Origin of the sequence: Pseudomonas sp. C8002, from assembly GCF_013385765.1 — a bacterium.
Classification (GTDB): domain Bacteria; phylum Pseudomonadota; class Gammaproteobacteria; order Pseudomonadales; family Pseudomonadaceae; genus Aquipseudomonas.
In genome coordinates this window covers 21,979-40,304 of record NZ_JACAPJ010000038.1, presented here as the reverse complement: position 1 = coordinate 40,304, position 18,326 = coordinate 21,979, and the positions used below count along the sequence as shown (strand labels likewise).

The following is an 18,326-nucleotide window of genomic DNA, read 5'->3' as shown; positions in this document are numbered from 1 at the left end:
CATTTTCAGTGACTGACACACCGCCTTCGCGAGCAAGCCCGCTCCCACATGGGTTCTGCCGGGTGTCAGGAAGTTCAGTTATGGCTTGTCCACATCATGGTACTCACCCCCATACCCATCCCCCACCCGCCAGATAATGTCGTGGTTCTCATTGGTCCATTCCGACGGTTTCAGCGAGTACTTGTAGTCCTCTGAGTTACGGTTATTCCCGTCCCCGATAAAGTCCGGGTGGTCCCGCCGATGGTCGCCCCCGCGGATACTCGACCGCGCATCCCACTCTTCCTTGCGGAAATCAAAAATGCTCTGGTCCTGCGGTGCATCCCGCTGGCCCCAGTCGGACAGGTAGGTCTGCAACCACACGTACGCTTCATCCCCGTTGGGCTTGAGCAGCCCGTCCTGCTTGAAGTCCTGGATCTGGTCCCAGTTCTGCATCGAGATCTTGTGCAGCTTGTGGGACTGCACCGTGCTCAAGATCGCCCCGACAAACGACAACGCGCCGGAGATCAAGAAACCCACCGGTCCCAGGAACGGAATGATCCGCCCGGTCACCCCCAGCGTGCCCAGCACGCCGCCGGCCGCGCCCACCAGGCTGCTGACACCACCGGCCATCGACAGTGAGCCCGAGGCGATTTTCACCGGGTCTTTCTCGCGCACACCATCACGCAAGGTAAACGCCGCCTGCACCACACTGATCACGCCGCCTGCCACGTCGGTGGCCATGCCGATCACCTTGATCGCGCTGCTGGCGAACTTCGCGCCAAAACCGGCCCCGGCCACGCCGCCGCGGCTGGCAATGCCTTTTTCAATGCCTTCCTGGATCTTCGCCGCACCTTCGTCGCTCCAGCCGCCGCTGTTGAGGGCCTTGCCCACGTCCTTGCCGTCGTCCATGGCCTGGTCGACGATCTCGAAGTACTTTTTCTGCACCGCCTCGGCGTCCTTGGGCAGCGCGTGGTACCCCTCGCCAGGCTTGGCCCACAGGTCGGGCAGGGAACGGTCGAAGCCCATCAGCTTGTAGGCGTTGGTGCCGCGCAATTTGTCGTAGACCTTCAGGCCCAGCGTGGCGAAGTGCGAGCCGGTGCCGAGGAAGCCGAGGAAGTCGTTGGCGATGCCCAGGCGCTTCATCGGCGTATCCGCCAGCTTGCCGCCTTGCCCGGCGAGTTGGTAGACGATACGGCCCATGCCGATTGCGCCGCCCACAGAGCCGAGTACGCCGTTGTCCTTGAGGAAGTTGAGGTTCTTCACGAACGAACTGCGGTTCTCTTCGCTGAGGCCCGGCATGATCTCCTTGCTCACGGCCTTGTCGATGTCGCTGAAGCTGATCACGCCGTTTTTCTGCCAGGTGTCGCCGAGGGAAATCATCGCCTTGCCGAAATCGGCGGCGGCGTTTTTGTCCTTGAGCAGTTGGTCGACGAACTTCGAATACACACCCAGCGCCTGGCGCGGCAGGCCGTCGGCACTGCCCTTGAGCATCGACAGGATTGCCATGGTGTTGTCGGTGGTGGCCAGGGCGGTGTTGTCGTCGGAGATCTTGGTGGGATCGTCCATCAGCTTTTCAACGGCATCGGTGTAGCCGTCGATCTGCAGGTTTTGCAGGAAGTTGTCGGCCTTGGCCGGGTCGATATCGGCCAGGGCGGTGTAGGCGGTCTGGATTTCCTGGGTGGCCAGTTCGGTCTTGCCGCTGTCCTGCAGGGACTTGATGTACTGGGTGAAGTTCTCCGAGGAGGTGCTGTCGATCAGGCGCTGCCTGGTCTCATCGACCTTCGCCTGGCCGCCGTCGACCTTGCCCAGGGCTGCGTCGTGGTTGGCCTTGATGTCGTGCTGGATGGTCGAGTCGCCGAGCAGGTCGTTGATGGTCTGGTCGATGGCCTTGGTGTCGAAGATGTTGTCGCGTACATCCCGCGAGGTCACGTCGATGGGCGTGGTGGCGATGCCCTGGTTGCCGAAGCCGTGCTCGGGAATGATCGACATGCCATTGTCGGCCATGCTCCTGGCTTCCACCGCCCGCAGGAACTTGGCGCGCGGGTCGTCCTTGCCGATGCTGCCGTCCTTGACCCCGGCGCGGTAGCTGTCCACCAGGGTCTTCATCGACAGGTCCTGCACCGACAGCGGGTTGCCGCTGTCATCTTTCTCGGTGGTGGTCAGGTTGTCGACGGAGACGTCCTTGAGGGGCGGCAGGCCGTTGTCGGTGCGCAGCTTGTCGACGTCGGTGGTTTGCGCGGCGATGTCGCTGCGGTAGCCGGAAATCTGCTCGAACATCTGTGGATTGCTGTCTTGCGACACCACGATTTTCTCTTCGCTGCCCCCCGGCTTGTGCTGGGTGAAGGCGATCAGGCCCGGGCCATAATCACCGGCGCCGCCGACGCTCATGATGTCTTCGGTGGAGGCCAGGTAAGCGTCCGGGGCGGCGAGGGTGTAGCCGTCGCCCTTGGCCTTTTCGATGCCGGCCAGGGTTTGGCCCTTGCTGGTGTAGGCGGCGAAGGCTTCGGGGGTGATGTCCTTGGACACCACCAGCAGTTTACCGTCGGCCTGGTTGACCACCAGGATGCCGTCCATGGGCGCGTCGACCTTGCTGATGTCGCCCAGCTTCAGGCTGGCCTCGTCCTTGCGCAGCAGTTCCTGGCCGGGCAGGGACTGGGCGTTCTTGATGTAGTCGAAGGCCTGCGAGCCTTCGCTGGCGTGCACGGCGTGGAGGAAGTTGTAGAAGGTGCCGCCCGCGTTGGGGTTGGGGTTGCTGAGGTCGGCGCCGGGCTGCGGCAGGTCGGCTTCGGACTTGCTGATCGCGTACTTGTGGCCCTGGTGTTCGAACAGGATCACTCCGGCGCTGCTGTCTTCGGACACCACTTTCAACTGGCTGAAATCGAGGTCGCCCGGCAGGCTGGTGACTTCTTCATAACCTTTGGATTTGCCGTTATTGAGGGCTTCCTTGGTCACCCCGGCCTGGGTGTAGGTGCTGAACGCCTGGGGCGTGAGCAATTCGGAAATGACCAGAGTCTTGCCGTTTTCAAGGCTGACCTTGAGGATGCCGTCTTCAGCCTTGCCCACGGATTTGATGTTGGCCAGGCGCACGCCGTCGCCGTCTTCGCGCAGCAGTTGCTGGTCGGGGTTCTTCAGGCTTTCGACGATGGCCTTGCCGGCCGGGGTGCCCTGGGTTTCGGCCAGGGTCTGGAGGAAGGTGTACAGCGGGGTACCTTCGTCGGGCCCGCCCTGGTTGACCGGGGCTACGGCATGGCCGAAGCGCAGGTTCTTCAATACGTCGAAGCCGTCCTGGGCGTTGGCCGCACCCTCGGCGCTGATCTTGTATTTGGCGCCGTCCTGTTCGAAGTAGATCACCCCGGCGTCCTTGTCTTCGGAAATGACCTTGAGCTTGTCGATGTCGAGCTTGGCCGGGAGGGCGGTGACTTCCTTGTAGTCCTCGGGCTTAAGGGTTTTGTCGCCCGGCCCGGTGCTGGCAAGGATTTTGGCTTTGTTCAGGACGGCGTCGAAAACCCGCTCGGGAGCGTTGGGTTGATCGACGCGGGGCGACGCGGATTTTTCGGGGCGGGTGATCATCGGTTCAGTCCATGTGAGGGGCGCACGAGGACTCGATAGTAGGGGCTGCAAGCGAGTGAAAACGGGTTCGTTGGCAACAAGTCACAAGCTTTCACAGGTGTGAAATTCACGTCCCGGGGTAGCGCGTCTCCATCACGACGGACAATGCATCCGGACGCCAGAATTCCTGGTCAAACTCCACCGGCTGGTCATCCTCGCCGAAGTTCAAGCGTTCCAGATACACGCTGGTGGAACCGGTGGACAATTGCAGCAACTCCGCCTGCTCTTCATTCACCGTGCCAATGTGCATCTCCAGCTCACACCGCGACAGCACCCGGGAAAACCGCTCCCGCAGCAGTTGGGTCAGCGAGGTATTCAGGTCAGCCTCCAGCAGCCCAGGGCACCAGCTGGCCAGCAGCGCGTTGAACTCCAGCAACACCGGCCGTCGGTCGATCCAGCGCCGCCGTTGCAGGAAAAACATCGGCTCATCCGTCGACGCGAGGCCCATCCGCCTGGCCAGCCAGTCGCCCGCGGGGCGCAGCTCTGCGTGCAGGCATTCGGTGCGCGGCGTACGGCCTTGGGCACTTACGTAATCCATGAAGCCGCTGATGCGCGTCGGGTCATAGCGGATGCGCCGGGGGCTGACAAACCAGCCGCGACGGTTTTCCCGGTACACCAGGCCCTCGGCTTCCAGTTGCTGCAAGGCCTGGCGCAAGGTGACCCGGGTGCAGCCGAAGCGCTCGATCATCTCCCGTTCGGACGGGAATTTCTCATCCGCCTGCGGCACACCCGCCGCGATATCGTGGGCGATCTGTTCGCGAATGCGCTGGTAGTGCGGTGAAATCGGGTCGAAAGGCATCCTGGGGTTCCGTGTGCAGGCCTGGCGTGGGCGTGACTCTACCGTTCCTGTTGGCGCAGGTCACCACCACTTCCATTTTCCCTGTTCTTTGAGCGTCGCAATGATCGCTTCACGTTTGTGCCGGATCTCAAGCATTTTCTGGCGCATTTCCCGGCAGCGGTTGCTGTTGAGGATAAGCAAGCCCACCAGAGGGCCAAGAAGGGCCATGGAGTAGAGGTAGGTGTTGGGGCGGTAGGTGATGGCAGGGAGAGATATCAGCAGACAGACGAAATAGATCCCTACGTTTATCCAGACCCAATGAGGCCGCCCGTACACAACCTGAATCTGCGCCAGGGAAAACAATATGCTCACAGCCAATCCGCCAAAAAACCAATTACGTAGCGAGCGATCCTCGAGGGCACTGTCAAGGTAGGTCACTAAAACCAGGATCCCCATCATTGCGATGGAAAAACATCCTGCAAGCATCCAGCTCGCAATGGTCGGCATATAGCGCTTCAGCAGTGGTCGCGGATCCTCAATGAAAAAAAATGAATAGTAGAGGTCTTTTCCGCTCATTGTTTTCCAGTCTTTAACGTCGCCGTTCACATTGCTCAGATCTTTTGTCTTTTTGCGTATGTTCACTGGCTGACCTCTTCATAGATTCCGATTGCCAGCGTCTTGACGTTTCCCGATACCGCGCTGCTGGTGAAACCCAGCGTTGCAGCCAAGGCGTCTCTGATGTGGTTGGTGGTCGCTTGCTGCATTTGCGTAGCACTGATGCGTTTGGTGGCAGCACCGGAAGCCTGTTTCAACTTGAGCAGTTTTGACGTCAGCCGCGGGTCCCGGATTTTGAGTAACTCATCATTCAGCTTGACCCGCTCTTGTCGGGTAAGGCCTTTCAGTACCTGTTGAATGGGTTTTCCGGTTACTTTCGTGGTGACCTGGATGGCCTTTACTGTGGTCAATGTCGACGTAGCGACTCCCAGCATAGCAACCCCATCCAGAGCAACGGTTACCGCTTCAAACCACGTGTTGCTGTCCAGGCGATCAAGAGCCTGTGGAGCGAATGCTTCAGCACCCGTCCGACCTAACCCGATAAGACATTGGACACTGCTGGCTGCGGTAGCGGCTTTGCCAATAAACGTAATCACCGCACTGGTCCCGGCCGTAAACGGCATCAGCGCAATCCCACTTGAAATCACCACCCAGCTCAGTATCGCTCCGGTGCACGTCACTGCCGTATTCAGCGCCTCGGCCATCCGTTTTGACTCCCGAGGTTCATGGGCCAGCATCCGCTTGAACTCTGAAGGCCCCACGTACCTGGGCGCTTCGCGCAATACCACCTTCTTGGGCACTACGCTGCAAATCGGCTGGAATTCGCGCAGCGTCACCACGTTGAACTGCTCATCGATGTACACCACACCGGCGCCGATCAGTGCCGGATCGCTGTCGATGGCGAAGAACAACCGGTGCAGGTCGAGGCTGCTTTCAATCCGTTGGCGGGTGGTGAGATGGGCTGAAGGGAATCCGTCTTTCAGCAGGGAGGCAGCCATTCCTTAACTCCTGGAGTTTGCGAGAGCCGAGAGAGTAGAGAGGGCGTGACGCAAATGAATGTAGGAGCGTTCGTCTTTTCAGGACAGGCGCTTCCTGATCCCTCTTGGGCGTCTTGTGAATACCACACCGCATAAGGAAGAGTGCGCCCCCTCGCCACTAACGGCGAAAACCAAGACAGGGAGTAAGCATGGCCACTGATATGTTTTTGAAACTGGGAGATATCAAGGGTGAGTCGCGGGACCAGACCCATCGCGACGAGATCGATATCGCCAACTGGGCATGGGGTTTATCTCAGGAGGGTTCCATGCATGCCGGCACCGGCGGTGGGGCGGGCAAGGTCAGCGTTGCCAACCTCAATCTCAAGAAAGCGCTGGATAAATCCAGCCCCAATCTGATGATGGCGTGTGCCAGTGGCAAGCATTATCCGGAGGCGCGTCTGGTGGTGCGCAAGGCTGGTGGTCCAAGCGCGGTGGAGTATTTGATCATCACCCTGAAGGAGGTGCTGGTGTGCGGCTACGACATCCGTACTGAAGATGACAGTGAACTACTTCAGGAAAGCATTGCCCTGAATTTTGCCAGTGTGGAAGTCAGCTACCAGGCGCAAAAAACCGACGGTGGCAAGGAAGGTGGCCCGGTAAAATTTGGCTGGAACATCCGGCAGAACGTCAAGATTTAAAGGGTGAAGCGGGCTTGGCCCGCTCACTCACTGCTCCTGTTGGCGCAGGTCACGCTGCCACGACACCAACCCATACGCCGCCAGCACCACAAACCCGGCATACAGCGCAGCGGTCAGTTGCAGGTCCTTGTACACAAACAGCCCCACGTAGACTGTATCCAGCACGATCCACAGCCACCAGCTCACCACATACTTGCGCGCCGCCCACAGGCTGGCCACCAGGCTGAAAGCGGTGAGCAGCGAGTCCAGCCACGGCAGTGCGGCATCGGTGAAGTGGTGCATGGCGGCGCCCAGCAGCAGCGCGCCGATCATCCCGGCGAGCAGGTGCCGCCATGCTTCCTGGACCGGCAGCCGTTCCACCCGCACCTTGCCCGCGTCGATGCGCCCGGTGCTCCAGCGCCACCAGCCGTAGCCCTGCAACACAGCGAAGACCAGTTGCAGGAGCATGTCGGAATACAGCTTCACGTCGAAGAAGATCCAGCCGTACAGCAACACCGCGACCACGCTGACCGGCCAGCACCAGCGCACCCGTCGGGCGGTGAGCCACACCCCGGCAATATTGAAGATCACAGCGACTATTTCCAGCGGCGTCATACGGTCCCCTCAGGGTCAGTTTTGCAGGTGCAGCGCCTGTTGCTTGAGCTGGCGCTTGCGTTCAAAGGGCAGTTTTTCCTGGTCGCCATACGGCGCGCTGTACCAGTTGCCGTAAGTCGGGTTGGGCAGCACGAACCAGCGCTGGCCGAGCCAGCCCAGGTAGGGTTCGGCGGCCTTGCGCTGGGCGTCCAGGGTGTTGTGTTCGGCCTGCACGAAATCCCCCAGGGAATCACCCGCCAGGATCAGCACGCGGGCGTGTTGGGCGACCCATTGGCGTCGGCAGTTCTTGCCGTAGCCGGCGTGTTCGCAGCCGCCAATGGGCGTGCCGGCAGCCAGTACCTGCTGCTCGCTGTCCACCGGAAAGCCCCGCAGGCGCAGGTTTTTGACGGTGGCCTGGACCTGGCTTTGCTCGCGGTTGGTGATGTAGTACACCGTGATGCCTTTGTGTTTGGCGGCCTGCAGGAACGTCACGGCGCCCGGCAGCGCCTGGGCCTTGGCCTGGTCGACCCAGGTGTTCCAGCGGTCGTAGGAGTAGACCTGGTTGTTGACGACGTCCCGGGCATTCAGCGGGATGTTGTCGAGCACGGTCTCGTCGATGTCGACGATCACCGCTGGCGGCAGCCCGGCCAGATTGCGCGCTGGCAAGGGCAGGGCGTCCCAGTCTGGGGTCTTGAGGGCCACGTCCAGTTGGCGAGTGGCGTTGGCGAACACCTGGCGGTAGATCAGCTCGTGCTCGATGGAGGTCTGGGTCCACAGCACCGCATCCAGCTGGTCGTTGGCGGGCGGTTGCTGCTGGCAGCCGACGAGGGCGGTGGAGAGCAGGCACACACTGGCAAAAATCAGATTACGCATGAACAGTCAGCCTCAAAAATTGACGGTGGCGGATAACCGCGCGGTGCGTGGCGCGCCCAGGAACAGGTAGCCATCGCCCGCCGATTCACCCACATCGCGCCAGTAGCGTTTGTCGAACAGGTTGTCGACGGTCAGGCGCAGCACAGTATCGTAATCACCGACTTTGGTGCTGTAGCGTCCGCCGACATCGAACACCGCATAGTCGTCGACCTTCACGCTGGCCTCGCGGTTCGCGTACTTGCTGCCGCTGTATTGCACGCCGCCGAGCAGGGCCAGGCCCTTGATTCCGGGAATGCTGTAGTCGCCGTGCAGGCTGGCGCGCAGCTTTGGCACGTTGATCGCCTGGTGGCCGTCGTAGTCGTCGGTACCGCTGCCGCTCACCCGGGCGCGAATCGCCGCCACGCTGGCGGACACTTGCAGGTTGTCGGTCACCCGACCATTGGCCGAAAGCTCCAGGCCGACGTTCTTCTGCTGGCCCTGCTGTACGAAGGTGATGCTGCCGTCATCGTTGGGCCGGTTGTATTGCAGGTCCTGGGTGATCTGGAACAGCGCGGCGGTCAGGCTCAGGCGCTGGAAGTCACGCTTGATCCCCACTTCCAGCTGGCGCGAGGTGGTCGGTGGCAAGACCTCATCGGCGTTGCTGCTGAACCATGCCGCGGTGCCGCCCAGGGACAGGCCCTTGCTGTAGCTGGCGTATAGGGTGGTGTCCGGGCGCGGCTTGTAGATCAGCGCCACCTGGGGCAGGAATACGCTGCGCTGGGTATGGCGGGTGGTGTCGCCGGCCTGGTCGTAGGTTTCTTCGTCGAGGCGCACCTGGCGCCCGCCGAGAATGGTTTGCCACTGCTCGTTGAAGCTGATGCGGTCGGTGGCGAACAGCCCGTATTGGCGGCTGTCCAGGCGCCGGTAGGTATGGCCCAGCGGCCCCTCGTAGGGGTCAAGCACCGGCGGCTTTTCGTAGATATTGCCCTCGCCGATGTATTCGTTGACTGATTCACGCCGGTCCACCAGGCGGCGCAAGGCAGTGGTGCCGAAGGTCAGGTCATGCTTGAGAAAACCGGTATCGAACTGGCCGTTGAGGGCGGCCTGGGCTTCTTCGTTGCTGCGGGTGTCATCGGGGCTGCGGTAGTCCGAGATGTCGTAGTCACCCTCGGCGCTGAAGTGGTTGGGCACTGCGGTGTTGGCGCAACTGGCGGCGCCGTAGCAACCCCAGGCGAAGGTGCTGTAGTCGTCGATCACCACGCGGCTGCGGGAGGCGCTGAAGCTGGCTTTCCAGGCCTCGTTGAAGCGGTATTCGAACAGGCCGTCGAGGTTCAGCGACTTGATGCCCACCGGGTTCGACCAGCTCTGGTAGCCCAGCAGATCCCGTGGCGACACGTTGTGGGGCACGGTGGTGCCGCCGAGCAATTGGTATCCGGGCACCGAGCGTTGCTCGCGGTTCTGGTATTCGGCGTTCAGTTGCAGCAGGGCGTTGGGGCTGATGTTCCAGTCGAGGGCCAGGGAGGCAAAATCCCGCTGGCCGTCGGCGTGGTCGACGTAGGAACGGATGTCTTCGTGGGCCAGGTTGACCCGCACCCCCACCTGCTGCTCGGCACCGAGCCAGCCGCCGACGTCGGTGGCCAGGTAGCGCTCGCCGTGTTCGTTGGTGGAGACAGTCACCGAGCGCACGTTCTCCGGGCGCTTGCTTACGTAGTTGATCAAGCCGCCGGGTTCGGACACGCCGCTTTGCAGCCCGGACAAGCCCTTGAGCACTTCCACTTGCTGCTTGTTTTCCAGTGCGACGTTCTGTTCGCCGGTGATGGTGCGACCGTTGATCTTGTAGCTGCTGGCCGGGTTCAACGAGAAACCGCGCACCACGAAATTCTCGTAATAACCCACCGGCGCATAGCTGTCGCCGACCGAGGCGTCGTTCTTCAATACTTCACTGAGCAGGCGGGCTTGCTGGTCTTTCAGGCGAGCCTCGGTGATCACCGCCACCGAGGCCGGGGTGTCCAGCAGCGTGGCGTTATCGAAGCCGGCGACAGCGGCCTTTTTCGCCTGGTAGTCGGTGGCCTGTTCACCGACTACGGTGACGGTGTCCAGAGTCGCGTCCTGGGCGTGGGCGGCCGTGGCGGCGAGGGTGATGCTCAGGGCGAGCAGGGTGTGACGGTACGGTGTTGCCATAAAAGGAGCGCTCCAAGGGCCTGCCCGCTGGCGCCTCGCGCTTTATTGGGCGCAAAGGGGCCCTGCGCTGCGCAACGGACGGGTTGCCAGTACGAAATTAAAAAGCCGGGGTCGCCGCAAAAGGCGTCAGGCCGGAGCTGCTCCGGTAGTCATTGGTAAGCGTGCGTCGGCGGCCCATTCCTGCAGCGAGCCGTCGTAGAGTGCGAGGTCCTGGCGACCCAGCAGGGTCAGGGCCAGGGCGTTGGCCGCCGCGGAAATTCCGCCGCCGCAGTACAGAATCAATGGACCGTCGCTGTGCAGCAGCGTGGGTCCGATAGCCACGGCCAGGGCGTCCTTGGGCAGGTAGCGACCCTGTGCATCAAACAGCGTGCGTGCCGGCAGGTTGTGGCTGCCGGGAATGTGCCCGCGCCGGGCGTAGCGGGTGGCTGCGGTGCCGTCGAACAAGGCGCTGCCCAACGCGCAGACGAGTACGCCGGGTGCTTGTCCTGCGGCCACCGCCTCAACGCCTGCGCGGTCGATCCACAGTGGTGCGTAGGTGCTGATCGGCCAGGGTTCGACGACGGGTGTGTTCGCAGGCTGCCCGCTGTGCTGCGGTAACCCCGCCCGTTGCCAGGCGTTGAAACCACCGTCCAGCACGCCGGCGTGAATGCCCAGCCCGCGCAGCATCCACCACAGGCGTGCGGCCCAGAAACCGTCGGCGCGATCGTAGATCACCACGTTGCTGCCGGCGCCTGCACCCAGATTCGCCAGAGCCTGAATCAGGGCTTGTGGTGTTGGCAGGGCGAAGCTGTAGCTCGCTTGAACGTCGGCCAGATCGGTCAGCAAGTCGGCATGCCGTGCGCCGGGGATATGTGCGTGCAGCCAACCGGCATGACCGCTGGCGACCCGGTAATCACCGTCAAAACGCGGGGACGGCAGGACGACGGTGGCGTCCAGTATCACCAGCCCGGGCTCCCCGAGGTGGGCATGCAGCCAATCGGTATCGACCAGGATACTCATACGGATTTTCGCCGCAGGTGGTTGAGCAATCGCTGCCCCTGGGCACCGGTAAACCACTGCAGATGGCCCAGCAGGTAGGCGTGATAGGCCACGTCGGCACTGCGGGTGGAACCCACTACGCCTTGGTAGTACGCGATTTCGGACAGGGCAAAATCCACATGCACCAACGGCAGCAGGGCGCTCAGGGTGTGCAGGTCCTGGGCGCTCAATGGCCGGCCCCGATGATAGCCGGTGAGCAATGCGTCGACGCTGTCGAGGTCCGCTGCTGCCAGTCCACCGCTGTCCAGGTCCAGCCAGGGCACGGCGTTGCGTTCGATGGCGGTCGCCAGGTCGTAGAGGGCGAAGGTGCGGTCGGCGAGGCCGAAGTCCAGCACGCTGGCGACGTTGCCGTCTGCATGCCACAGCAGGTTCGAGGCGTGCCAGTCGTTATGGGTCCAGAGCGCCGGTTGTTGGTGCAGCAAGGGTTGCAGGGGCGCGTGCCAGGGCAACAACAGCTCGGTCAGCCGTGCGTGCCAATCCTTGTCGGCGAGGTACTCGGTCAGCGCGGGGGTGTTGGCGATCGCGGCCAGTGGCGCGGGTTGTTCGATCACCCGGGCGTTGGCCAGCAGCACTTCTGTTTGACGGCGGGGTGCGCTGTAGTGCTCGGCTGCCAGGTGCAATCGAGCCAGCGCCACACCCGCCGCCTGCGCATGTTGAGTGCTTTGGAAGGGCGACCACGACAGCGCATCGCGGTACAGGTCAAGGCCCTCGGCGACATGGTGAATCTCGTAGGTCCATTCACCTTGCGTCGTGGCCGTTGCACCGTGGCGGTTCGGCACCACTGCGGCAACCGGTGCGCCGTGGCGATGCAGGTGGGCGATCAGGCGGTGTTCTTCTTCCAGCCATGCGGCTTGGCGCACGTGCCGGTGATGCCGTTTGACGAACAGGGTGGCGCTGCCGGTATTGATCAGCCCGGCAGCGGAGAACGGTCGCGGGCTGTGCCAATGCAAACTGCGCAGTTGACCCAGTTGCGGGTACTCGTGCAGCAGCTGTTGGATATCTGCTTCGTGCAGCGCTGGCCAGTCGGCAGCTACCGGATCAAGCCCCAGGCCATGGGCGGTGCGTTGTGGATTCATGCCGTCGCCCCGGGCAGATAGGCGTTGCTGGTTGCCCCTTGCCACACCTGCGGATTGTCGAGCACCGCGTGCTCGTGCAGCCACTCGGCATAAGGTTTCAGCAGCGCCTGGCGTTGCTCGCCCCAACGACCGTCATGCAGCCAGGTCGGAGCGATTTTGTGCAGGGATGCGCTGAGCAATTCCGCCGGGAAATACGGTGTGGTGTGCTCATAGGCCGCCAGCGCGATGGCTGGCTCTTCGGCCACGGCGAGATAGCCACGGGCGGTGGCCGCGAGGAAATCACGCACCAACCCGGGCTGCTCGGCGAGGGTTTGTTCGTGGGCGCCCAACAGGTAGCTGTGATACGCCGGTGCGCCAATCTGATCCACCGGCAACACCACCCGGCGTTCCGCTTCGATGGGGCTGTGCATCAACGCTTCCCAGGCCCAGTAGCCGCCGAAACTGGCATCGGCGATGCCTTCGGCCAACTGTTCGGGCCGCAACTCACGTACGCCGCTGTCCACCAGGATCACGCCATCAGGGTCGCCACCGTCGTTGCTCACAAGGTGACGCACCATCGCCAAACCCCGTGGCGTGGGGTTGAGCGCCAGGCGCTTGCCCACCAGGTCTCGTGGGCGGCGGATGCCGGAGTCGGTCAGGGTTTGAATCGACTCAAGGCCCGCATGATTGATCGCCGCGATGCCTTGTAGGGCTTGCCCCTGGCCGCGCCGGACCAGCAGGCGGTTGCTGGGGAAAATGCCGAAGTCCGCCGCGCCGGTCAGCAGGTGCTCAAGGGTGTCGCCACGGTAGGGGTCGTGCACCACCAACTCCACATCCAGGCCCAGCTCGGCGAACCAGCCGCGTTCCCGCGCCAGGTACAAACCCGCCGAATTCGGCCAGGGATGAAAGTACTCCAGCATTACCTTTACCGACACCATCGCTTGCTTCTCCAGCCTACAGTCTTTTGATGGGGGCGATTTATAAGGGAGCAATCTGGTATATACCAATATCGTTTGTTGCTATGGATATAACCGGGACCAAAAAAAACCGCGGCCCAAGCCGCGGTTTTTTACTCATCGCCTGGGTCAATCGGCAACGATGGCGTACGTTTCGATTTCGACTTTCTGCCAGGGGCGCAGCATCGAATCCACCTGAATCAGGCTGCTGGCCGGGCGAATAGCGTCGAACACCTCGCTGTGTGCCTTGGCGACGGAGGCGGCATCGTTGATATCCCGCAGGTAGACCACGGTGCGCACTACGTCTTCAGGGCCCATGCCCGCCTCGGCCAACACCTTGTTGACGGTGACGAGAATGGCCTGGGCCTGTTCGTAAGCATTGCTGTGTTCGTAATCGGGTGAGGCGCAGGTGCCGGAGATGTGCAGGTGGTTGCCCACGCGAACGGCGCGGGAATAACCGAACACGTTTTCGTACTGACCGCCCGAGGAAATAGTTTGCCGCGCTGTGGTTTTACTGGTCATGGTGGTTCTCATGTTGGGAGGGGTTTACCGGTGGAGTCCTTGACGAACAGGATCGAAATCAGGCCGACCACGGCACCGCCGATCAGGTACCAGGCGGGAATCATCTGGTTGCCGGTGATCGATATCAGCCAGGTATTGATCAGCGGGGCCGTGCCTCCGAACAGCGAGACCGCGACGTTGTAGCTCAAGGCGAGGGCGCTGTAGCGCACGCGGGCCTTGAACAGCGAAGTCATGGTGGCCGGCATCGCTCCTTCAAAAAACAACTGGGCGAGGGTCAGGATCAGCAGGGCGGCCAGCAGCAACCCGACACTCTGGGTATGCAGCAGCATGAAGCAGGGGAACGCCATGACGATCAGCAGCACGCAGCCGGTAATGATCATCCGGTTCCGGCCCAGTCGGTCGGCCAGCAAGCCTGAAACCGGGATCAACACCAGCATGAACAGCGTCGCGGCCATCCCCAGGTTCCTGGCGAACGTATTGCTGTACCCGAGTACGTTTTCCAGATAACCCGGGATGTACCCGAGGATGATGTAGTAGGTCACGTTGAACACGGTGACCAGGCCCATGCATTGCAGGATTTTCGGCCATTCGTTGACCAGTAAGCTGAACAGGCTGGGTTCGGCGCCCGTCGCCTTTCGCAGTTTTTCGTTGGCCTGGATTTCCTTGAACACTGGTGTTTCTTCCAGGCCAAGGCGCAAGTAGAGGGCGATCAGGCCGAGCAGGCCGCCAATCGCAAAGGGCACGCGCCAGCCCCAGTCCTGCATGGCTTGTTCGCCCAGGCCCAGGGTAAACAGGCTGACCACTGCACCGCCCAGCAGGAACCCGGAGATATTGCCGAATTCCAGCCAACTGGTGAAAAAGCTGCGTCGCTCGTCCGGCGAATGCTCGGCGATGAACGTGCAGGAGCCGCCGTACTCGCCACCCGCCGACAGGCCCTGGAGCAGACGCATGAGAATCAACAGGACGGGCGCAAACAGGCCGATGCTCGCGTAACTCGGGATCAAGGCAATGGCGAAGGTTGCGACGGCCATCAGCGTGATGCTCAGCGACAGCGCCGTGCGCCGGCCAAACTTGTCGCCAATGGGACCGAACACCAGGCTGCCCAGTGGCCGAATCAGGAAGCCCGCCGCGAAGGTGGCGTAGATCGCCATCAACTGGGTGGTCGGGTTGTCGTTGTGGAAGAACGTCTTGCCGATGATGCCGGCGAGAGAGGAGTAGAGCGCAAAGTCGAACCATTCGACCATATTGCCCAGTGTCACGCCGACGACCGCTTTGGTCAGCCGTTTGCGTGAGGGTTCAGCCGATGCACGGTCGGCGGGAAACCCTTGATGAATCGAGGAAGCGTGAACTTCGCCCATGATATTGCCCTCTGGAATAATTGTAGTGAGGCAGCAGTCAATAGGGAGTGGCAGGCCCACGTCTGATGCGCGGGGCCTGCGGAGGCTGGGGTCATCGCATATACACGCCCCCGGCGATGCACAATGATTCGCCTGTTATGTAGGAGGGTTTGGCGCTCAGTTGCCAGACCCAGTCGGCGATTTCTTCGACCCGCGCGGCGCGTTTCAAGGGGATCGATTCGATGGCGGCCTCGATGCGCCCGCCGGCACGGGTGCCTTCGGTGTCCACCCAGCCCGGGGCCAGTGCGTTGACCACAATATTGTCGCCGGCCAGTTCGATGGCCAGGGAGCGGGTCATCGACACCACAGCAGCCTTGGAGGCGCTGTAGAGCAACTGGTTTTTCGACACGGTGAACGCATCCACCGAGGCGAAGAACACGATAGCGCCTCCGCCGGCGGCTTTCAGGTGACGGGTGCCGATACGTGCGATGTTCAGTGAGCCCAGCACGTTGATGTCGAATATCTTGCGGTACAGCGCTTCGCTGAAGCTATCCAGGGATGACGTGGGAAAGATCCCCGCCGCATTCACTACGGCTCGCAGCGGTGCCTTGCCGTCCAGGGCGGCATCGAGGGTACGGGCCAGTGTGGCCTCCTGGGTGATGTCGCCGACCACTGGCGAAAACAAGGGGCTCGCCGGCTGTGTGCTGGGTGTTACGTCCACAGCGACGACGTGCCAGCCTTCAGCCTGAAAGCGCTGTGCGACGGCCTGGCCCATGCCCGAGGAAGTCCCGGTGACGATAACGCTGGAGTGCGGTGCAGTGTTCATAAGGGCTATCCGATCAGGCGTATTGAGGAAGAGGGGTGCCGGGTTGCAGAGCCAGTTCCAGCACATCCAGTTGGCGCTGGGTCTCCTGGTAGTTGCTCAGCCATTCGCGCTTGACGATATCGATGCGTGAGTCGGCCGGCTGCAACTGGGCAAACTTCGCCGCCAGGCCTTGCATGCCACGCTCGCGCAGGGTGAGAAAGCGCATCACTAGCCGGGTCTGCTCGCAATACACCGGCCATTGCGGGCCACGTGGGGCGCCCAGGCCGATGTAGAACAGGCCTTCCAGGTTGGTCGGCAAGGTCATCGCGGCGGTACGCAGCGGAACACCGTCGCGCCATTGCAGCAGGCGTTCATCGAGGAACGGCAGGCGCGTGTTGAAACCGGTAGCCCAGACGATGGTGTCGTAATCGACCTGGCTGCCATCGGTGAACGTGACAGTCTTGCCCTGGATGCTCTCGATACCCGGTGCGACCTTGATTCGGCCGTGCTGGATCCAGTACAGCAGCAAGGTGTTGACCACCGGCGGTTGCGCATCCAGGTCGTAGGTATCCGGTGCCGGTAGCCCGGGGTAATTCTTGTGGGTGCCGACGCTGGCCATGATCAGCATGTTCATGAGCATGTTCTGCTGTTCTGGCGGCAATTGCCCCAGCAGCGGCAGCTCGCCCCGGGGCAGGCCGAACAGGGTCTTGGGCTGGAACAGCTGGCCGCGTCGGATCGCAATGGTGGTGTCCAGGCGAGCCTGGGCGGCATCCACTGCGAGGTCGCATCCGGAGTTGCCAAACCCCACCACCAGCACCTTGCCTTGCACCTGCTGCACGTTGCGGTATTCGCCGGAGTGAATCGACACGCCGGTGAACCCCTTGCTTACTTGCGGGATCTTGCAATCCCACAGGTGACCGTTGGCCACCAGCACGCCGCTGTAGTGTTTGTGGGTGCCGTCTGCCAGGGTCACCTGCCAGCCCGCTTCGCCGTTCTCGTCCAGGGGCTTCAGGCTGCGCACTTCGGTGTTGAAGGTGATCTTTTCGCGCAGGCCGAAGGTGTCGGTGTAGGCGTTCATGTACGCCTTGACCTGATCGCGGCTCGGGTACACCGGATAGTCAGCGGGCATCGGGAACCCGTCAAAGAAGGAACTGCTCTTGGGGGTGATCAGGTGCAAGGCATCGTAGTCGCTGTTCCAGTGACCGCCGATGTTCGCGGACTTTTCGAAGCAGTCCACCTCGAAACCGGCGTCGGTCATGGTCTTCAGCGCCGCCAGCCCTGCGGCCCCGGCACCAATGATGCAGTAGTGATTGGACATGCTGGCTCCCCATTCAAGCGCCTGTTGTGGCGTCGGTGGCTGGAGTATCCCGCTCGGCAAGAGGTGGATGAATGGGCTAAGTCATGTGTTTCCTATAGGTGATCCCTATGGCTAGAGCGTCTCCAGGTGCGCATACAGGTTCTGGATGCGGCTCAAGTGGCTGCGCATCAGGTTGATCAGCACCCGGGTGGGCGGCGAAATAGGCGTGTCGTGGCGATGGATAAAGCCGAATACCTCGAAGATCGCCGGGCTGATCGGCACCCAGCCCAAGCGATCATTGAAGCCCAGCTGATGCAGGATCGGGCGCGTGGCAATCACATCGCCGAGCCCGCGCGCAGCCAGCTCGAAGCCGGTGATCTGGTGCTCCACTTCGATGATCGGGTCCAGCACCTCGCCGCCCTTGGACGCCAATTGCCCCAACAACCGGCGAATCGGGTCGGCGGTGCGCCAGCGCGCCTCGGTGAGAATCAACGGTGCCACCGCCAGGTCGCTGATGGTTTTCGGGCCCTTGAGTCGCTCCGGGTCGGCACTGATATAGCCGACCTGGGCCGACCAGACCGGCTCGCTGACGGTCAGGTTCTGCTGCTTGATCGGCAGCATCACCAGCCCCGCTTCAATTTCGCCCTGGCTCACCAGCTCGGCGATTTCCGAGGAGTTATAGCCGACGATCTTGATCCGCATATCCGGGTGCTGGGTGCGGAACTGCTCGATCAGGTCCGTGAGGAAATAGTGGTGGGCGGTGCCGAAGGTGCCAAAACTGGCCACGCCACCGGACAGTTCACGCACAGCCTGCACCGCTTCATAGCCCTGGCGTGCTGACGTCACCATGCCTTGTGCAAACGGCTGCAGGCGGCGTCCGGCTTCGGTGAGCATCAGTCGGCGATTGGTGCGGATGAACACGTGGGTACCCAGGTGCTCCTCCAGCCGCAGGATCTGCTCGGACAATGAGGGTTGGGAAATATGCAGGCTTTCCGCCGCCTTGGAGAACGTACCGTGCTCGATGGCGGCGAGAAAGTAGTTGAGCTGTTGTAAGGTCATCGCGCTGAACCGTTACCTGTTTGGCTCAACATGACACAGATCAAAGCTGTCGCGA

The 18,326-nt window shown here is 62.0% G+C and carries 16 protein-coding genes; 1 reads left to right on the top strand and 15 read right to left on the bottom strand.

Annotated features, from left to right (window positions below):
- Positions 1-78: 78 nt before the first annotated feature.
- The 4 genes from HX814_RS28975 to HX814_RS28960 all read right to left on the bottom strand — a co-directional run bounded on the left by HX814_RS28975 (position 79) and on the right by HX814_RS28960 (position 5,919).
- The gene (locus tag HX814_RS28975; RefSeq protein WP_177009716.1) at positions 79-3,549 is read right to left on the bottom strand and encodes a hypothetical protein; all 3,471 of its coding nucleotides are present in this window, start codon (positions 3,547-3,549) and stop codon (positions 79-81) included.
- A gap of 106 nt (positions 3,550-3,655) precedes the next feature.
- Complete coding sequence (locus HX814_RS28970) at positions 3,656-4,387, bottom strand: UTRA domain-containing protein (RefSeq protein WP_177009717.1); 732 nt, start codon at positions 4,385-4,387, stop codon at positions 3,656-3,658.
- Between the two features lie 60 nt (positions 4,388-4,447).
- Positions 4,448-5,008: a hypothetical protein gene (locus HX814_RS28965; RefSeq protein WP_177009718.1), complete on the bottom strand. Its 561-nt coding sequence runs from the start codon at positions 5,006-5,008 to the stop codon at positions 4,448-4,450.
- Positions 5,005-5,919 (bottom strand): NAD synthetase, encoded by a 915-nt coding sequence (locus HX814_RS28960; protein ID WP_177009719.1) that lies wholly within the window; start codon positions 5,917-5,919, stop codon positions 5,005-5,007. The genes HX814_RS28965 and HX814_RS28960 overlap by 4 nt, the downstream gene beginning before the upstream one ends.
- A 188-nt stretch (positions 5,920-6,107) precedes the next feature.
- On the opposite strand from HX814_RS28960, the gene HX814_RS28955 reads away from it, so the two are divergent.
- Complete coding sequence (locus tag HX814_RS28955) at positions 6,108-6,596, top strand: type VI secretion system tube protein Hcp (protein WP_003208303.1); 489 nt, start codon at positions 6,108-6,110, stop codon at positions 6,594-6,596.
- A 27-nt stretch (positions 6,597-6,623) separates the two neighbouring features.
- On the opposite strand, the gene pnuC is transcribed toward HX814_RS28955, so the two are convergent.
- The 11 genes from pnuC to HX814_RS28900 all read right to left on the bottom strand — a co-directional run bounded on the left by pnuC (position 6,624) and on the right by HX814_RS28900 (position 18,271).
- Positions 6,624-7,190: a nicotinamide riboside transporter PnuC gene (gene pnuC, locus HX814_RS28950; RefSeq protein WP_177009720.1), complete on the bottom strand. Its 567-nt coding sequence runs from the start codon at positions 7,188-7,190 to the stop codon at positions 6,624-6,626.
- Positions 7,191-7,205: 15 nt separating this feature from the next.
- A complete protein-coding gene (locus HX814_RS28945) occupies positions 7,206-8,042 on the bottom strand; it encodes a 5'-nucleotidase, lipoprotein e(P4) family (RefSeq protein ID WP_177009721.1) in 837 nt (278 codons plus the stop codon).
- A 12-nt stretch (positions 8,043-8,054) separates the two neighbouring features.
- Positions 8,055-10,202 carry a TonB-dependent siderophore receptor gene (locus HX814_RS28940; protein ID WP_177009722.1) on the bottom strand — a complete coding sequence of 716 codons (2,148 nt, stop codon included), beginning with the start codon at positions 10,200-10,202 and terminating at the stop codon, positions 8,055-8,057.
- 126 nt (positions 10,203-10,328) lie between these two features.
- Positions 10,329-11,201: a sulfurtransferase gene (locus tag HX814_RS28935; protein WP_177009723.1), complete on the bottom strand. Its 873-nt coding sequence runs from the start codon at positions 11,199-11,201 to the stop codon at positions 10,329-10,331.
- A complete protein-coding gene (locus tag HX814_RS28930; RefSeq protein WP_177009724.1) occupies positions 11,198-12,316 on the bottom strand; it encodes a phosphotransferase in 1,119 nt (372 codons plus the stop codon). Before HX814_RS28930 ends, HX814_RS28935 begins: the two co-directional genes overlap by 4 nt.
- Positions 12,313-13,233 carry an ABC transporter substrate-binding protein gene (locus HX814_RS28925; protein WP_177009725.1) on the bottom strand — a complete coding sequence of 307 codons (921 nt, stop codon included), beginning with the start codon at positions 13,231-13,233 and terminating at the stop codon, positions 12,313-12,315. The genes HX814_RS28930 and HX814_RS28925 overlap by 4 nt, the downstream gene beginning before the upstream one ends.
- Positions 13,234-13,380: 147 nt before the next feature.
- The gene (locus HX814_RS28920) at positions 13,381-13,773 is read right to left on the bottom strand and encodes a Rid family hydrolase (protein ID WP_003208292.1); all 393 of its coding nucleotides are present in this window, start codon (positions 13,771-13,773) and stop codon (positions 13,381-13,383) included.
- An 8-nt stretch (positions 13,774-13,781) separates the two neighbouring features.
- On the bottom strand, positions 13,782-15,131 hold the full coding sequence (locus HX814_RS28915) for an MFS transporter (protein WP_008433139.1): 1,350 nt from the start codon (positions 15,129-15,131) through the stop codon (positions 13,782-13,784).
- Between the two features lie 91 nt (positions 15,132-15,222).
- On the bottom strand, positions 15,223-15,936 hold the full coding sequence (locus tag HX814_RS28910) for an SDR family NAD(P)-dependent oxidoreductase (RefSeq protein ID WP_003208289.1): 714 nt from the start codon (positions 15,934-15,936) through the stop codon (positions 15,223-15,225).
- A 13-nt stretch (positions 15,937-15,949) separates the two neighbouring features.
- Positions 15,950-17,233 carry an NAD(P)/FAD-dependent oxidoreductase gene (locus HX814_RS28905; protein ID WP_177009726.1) on the bottom strand — a complete coding sequence of 428 codons (1,284 nt, stop codon included), beginning with the start codon at positions 17,231-17,233 and terminating at the stop codon, positions 15,950-15,952.
- Positions 17,234-17,344: 111 nt separating this feature from the next.
- Positions 17,345-18,271, bottom strand: a complete 927-nt coding sequence (locus HX814_RS28900) for a LysR family transcriptional regulator (protein ID WP_003208286.1) — start codon at positions 18,269-18,271, stop codon at positions 17,345-17,347.
- Positions 18,272-18,326: the final 55 nt, after the last annotated feature.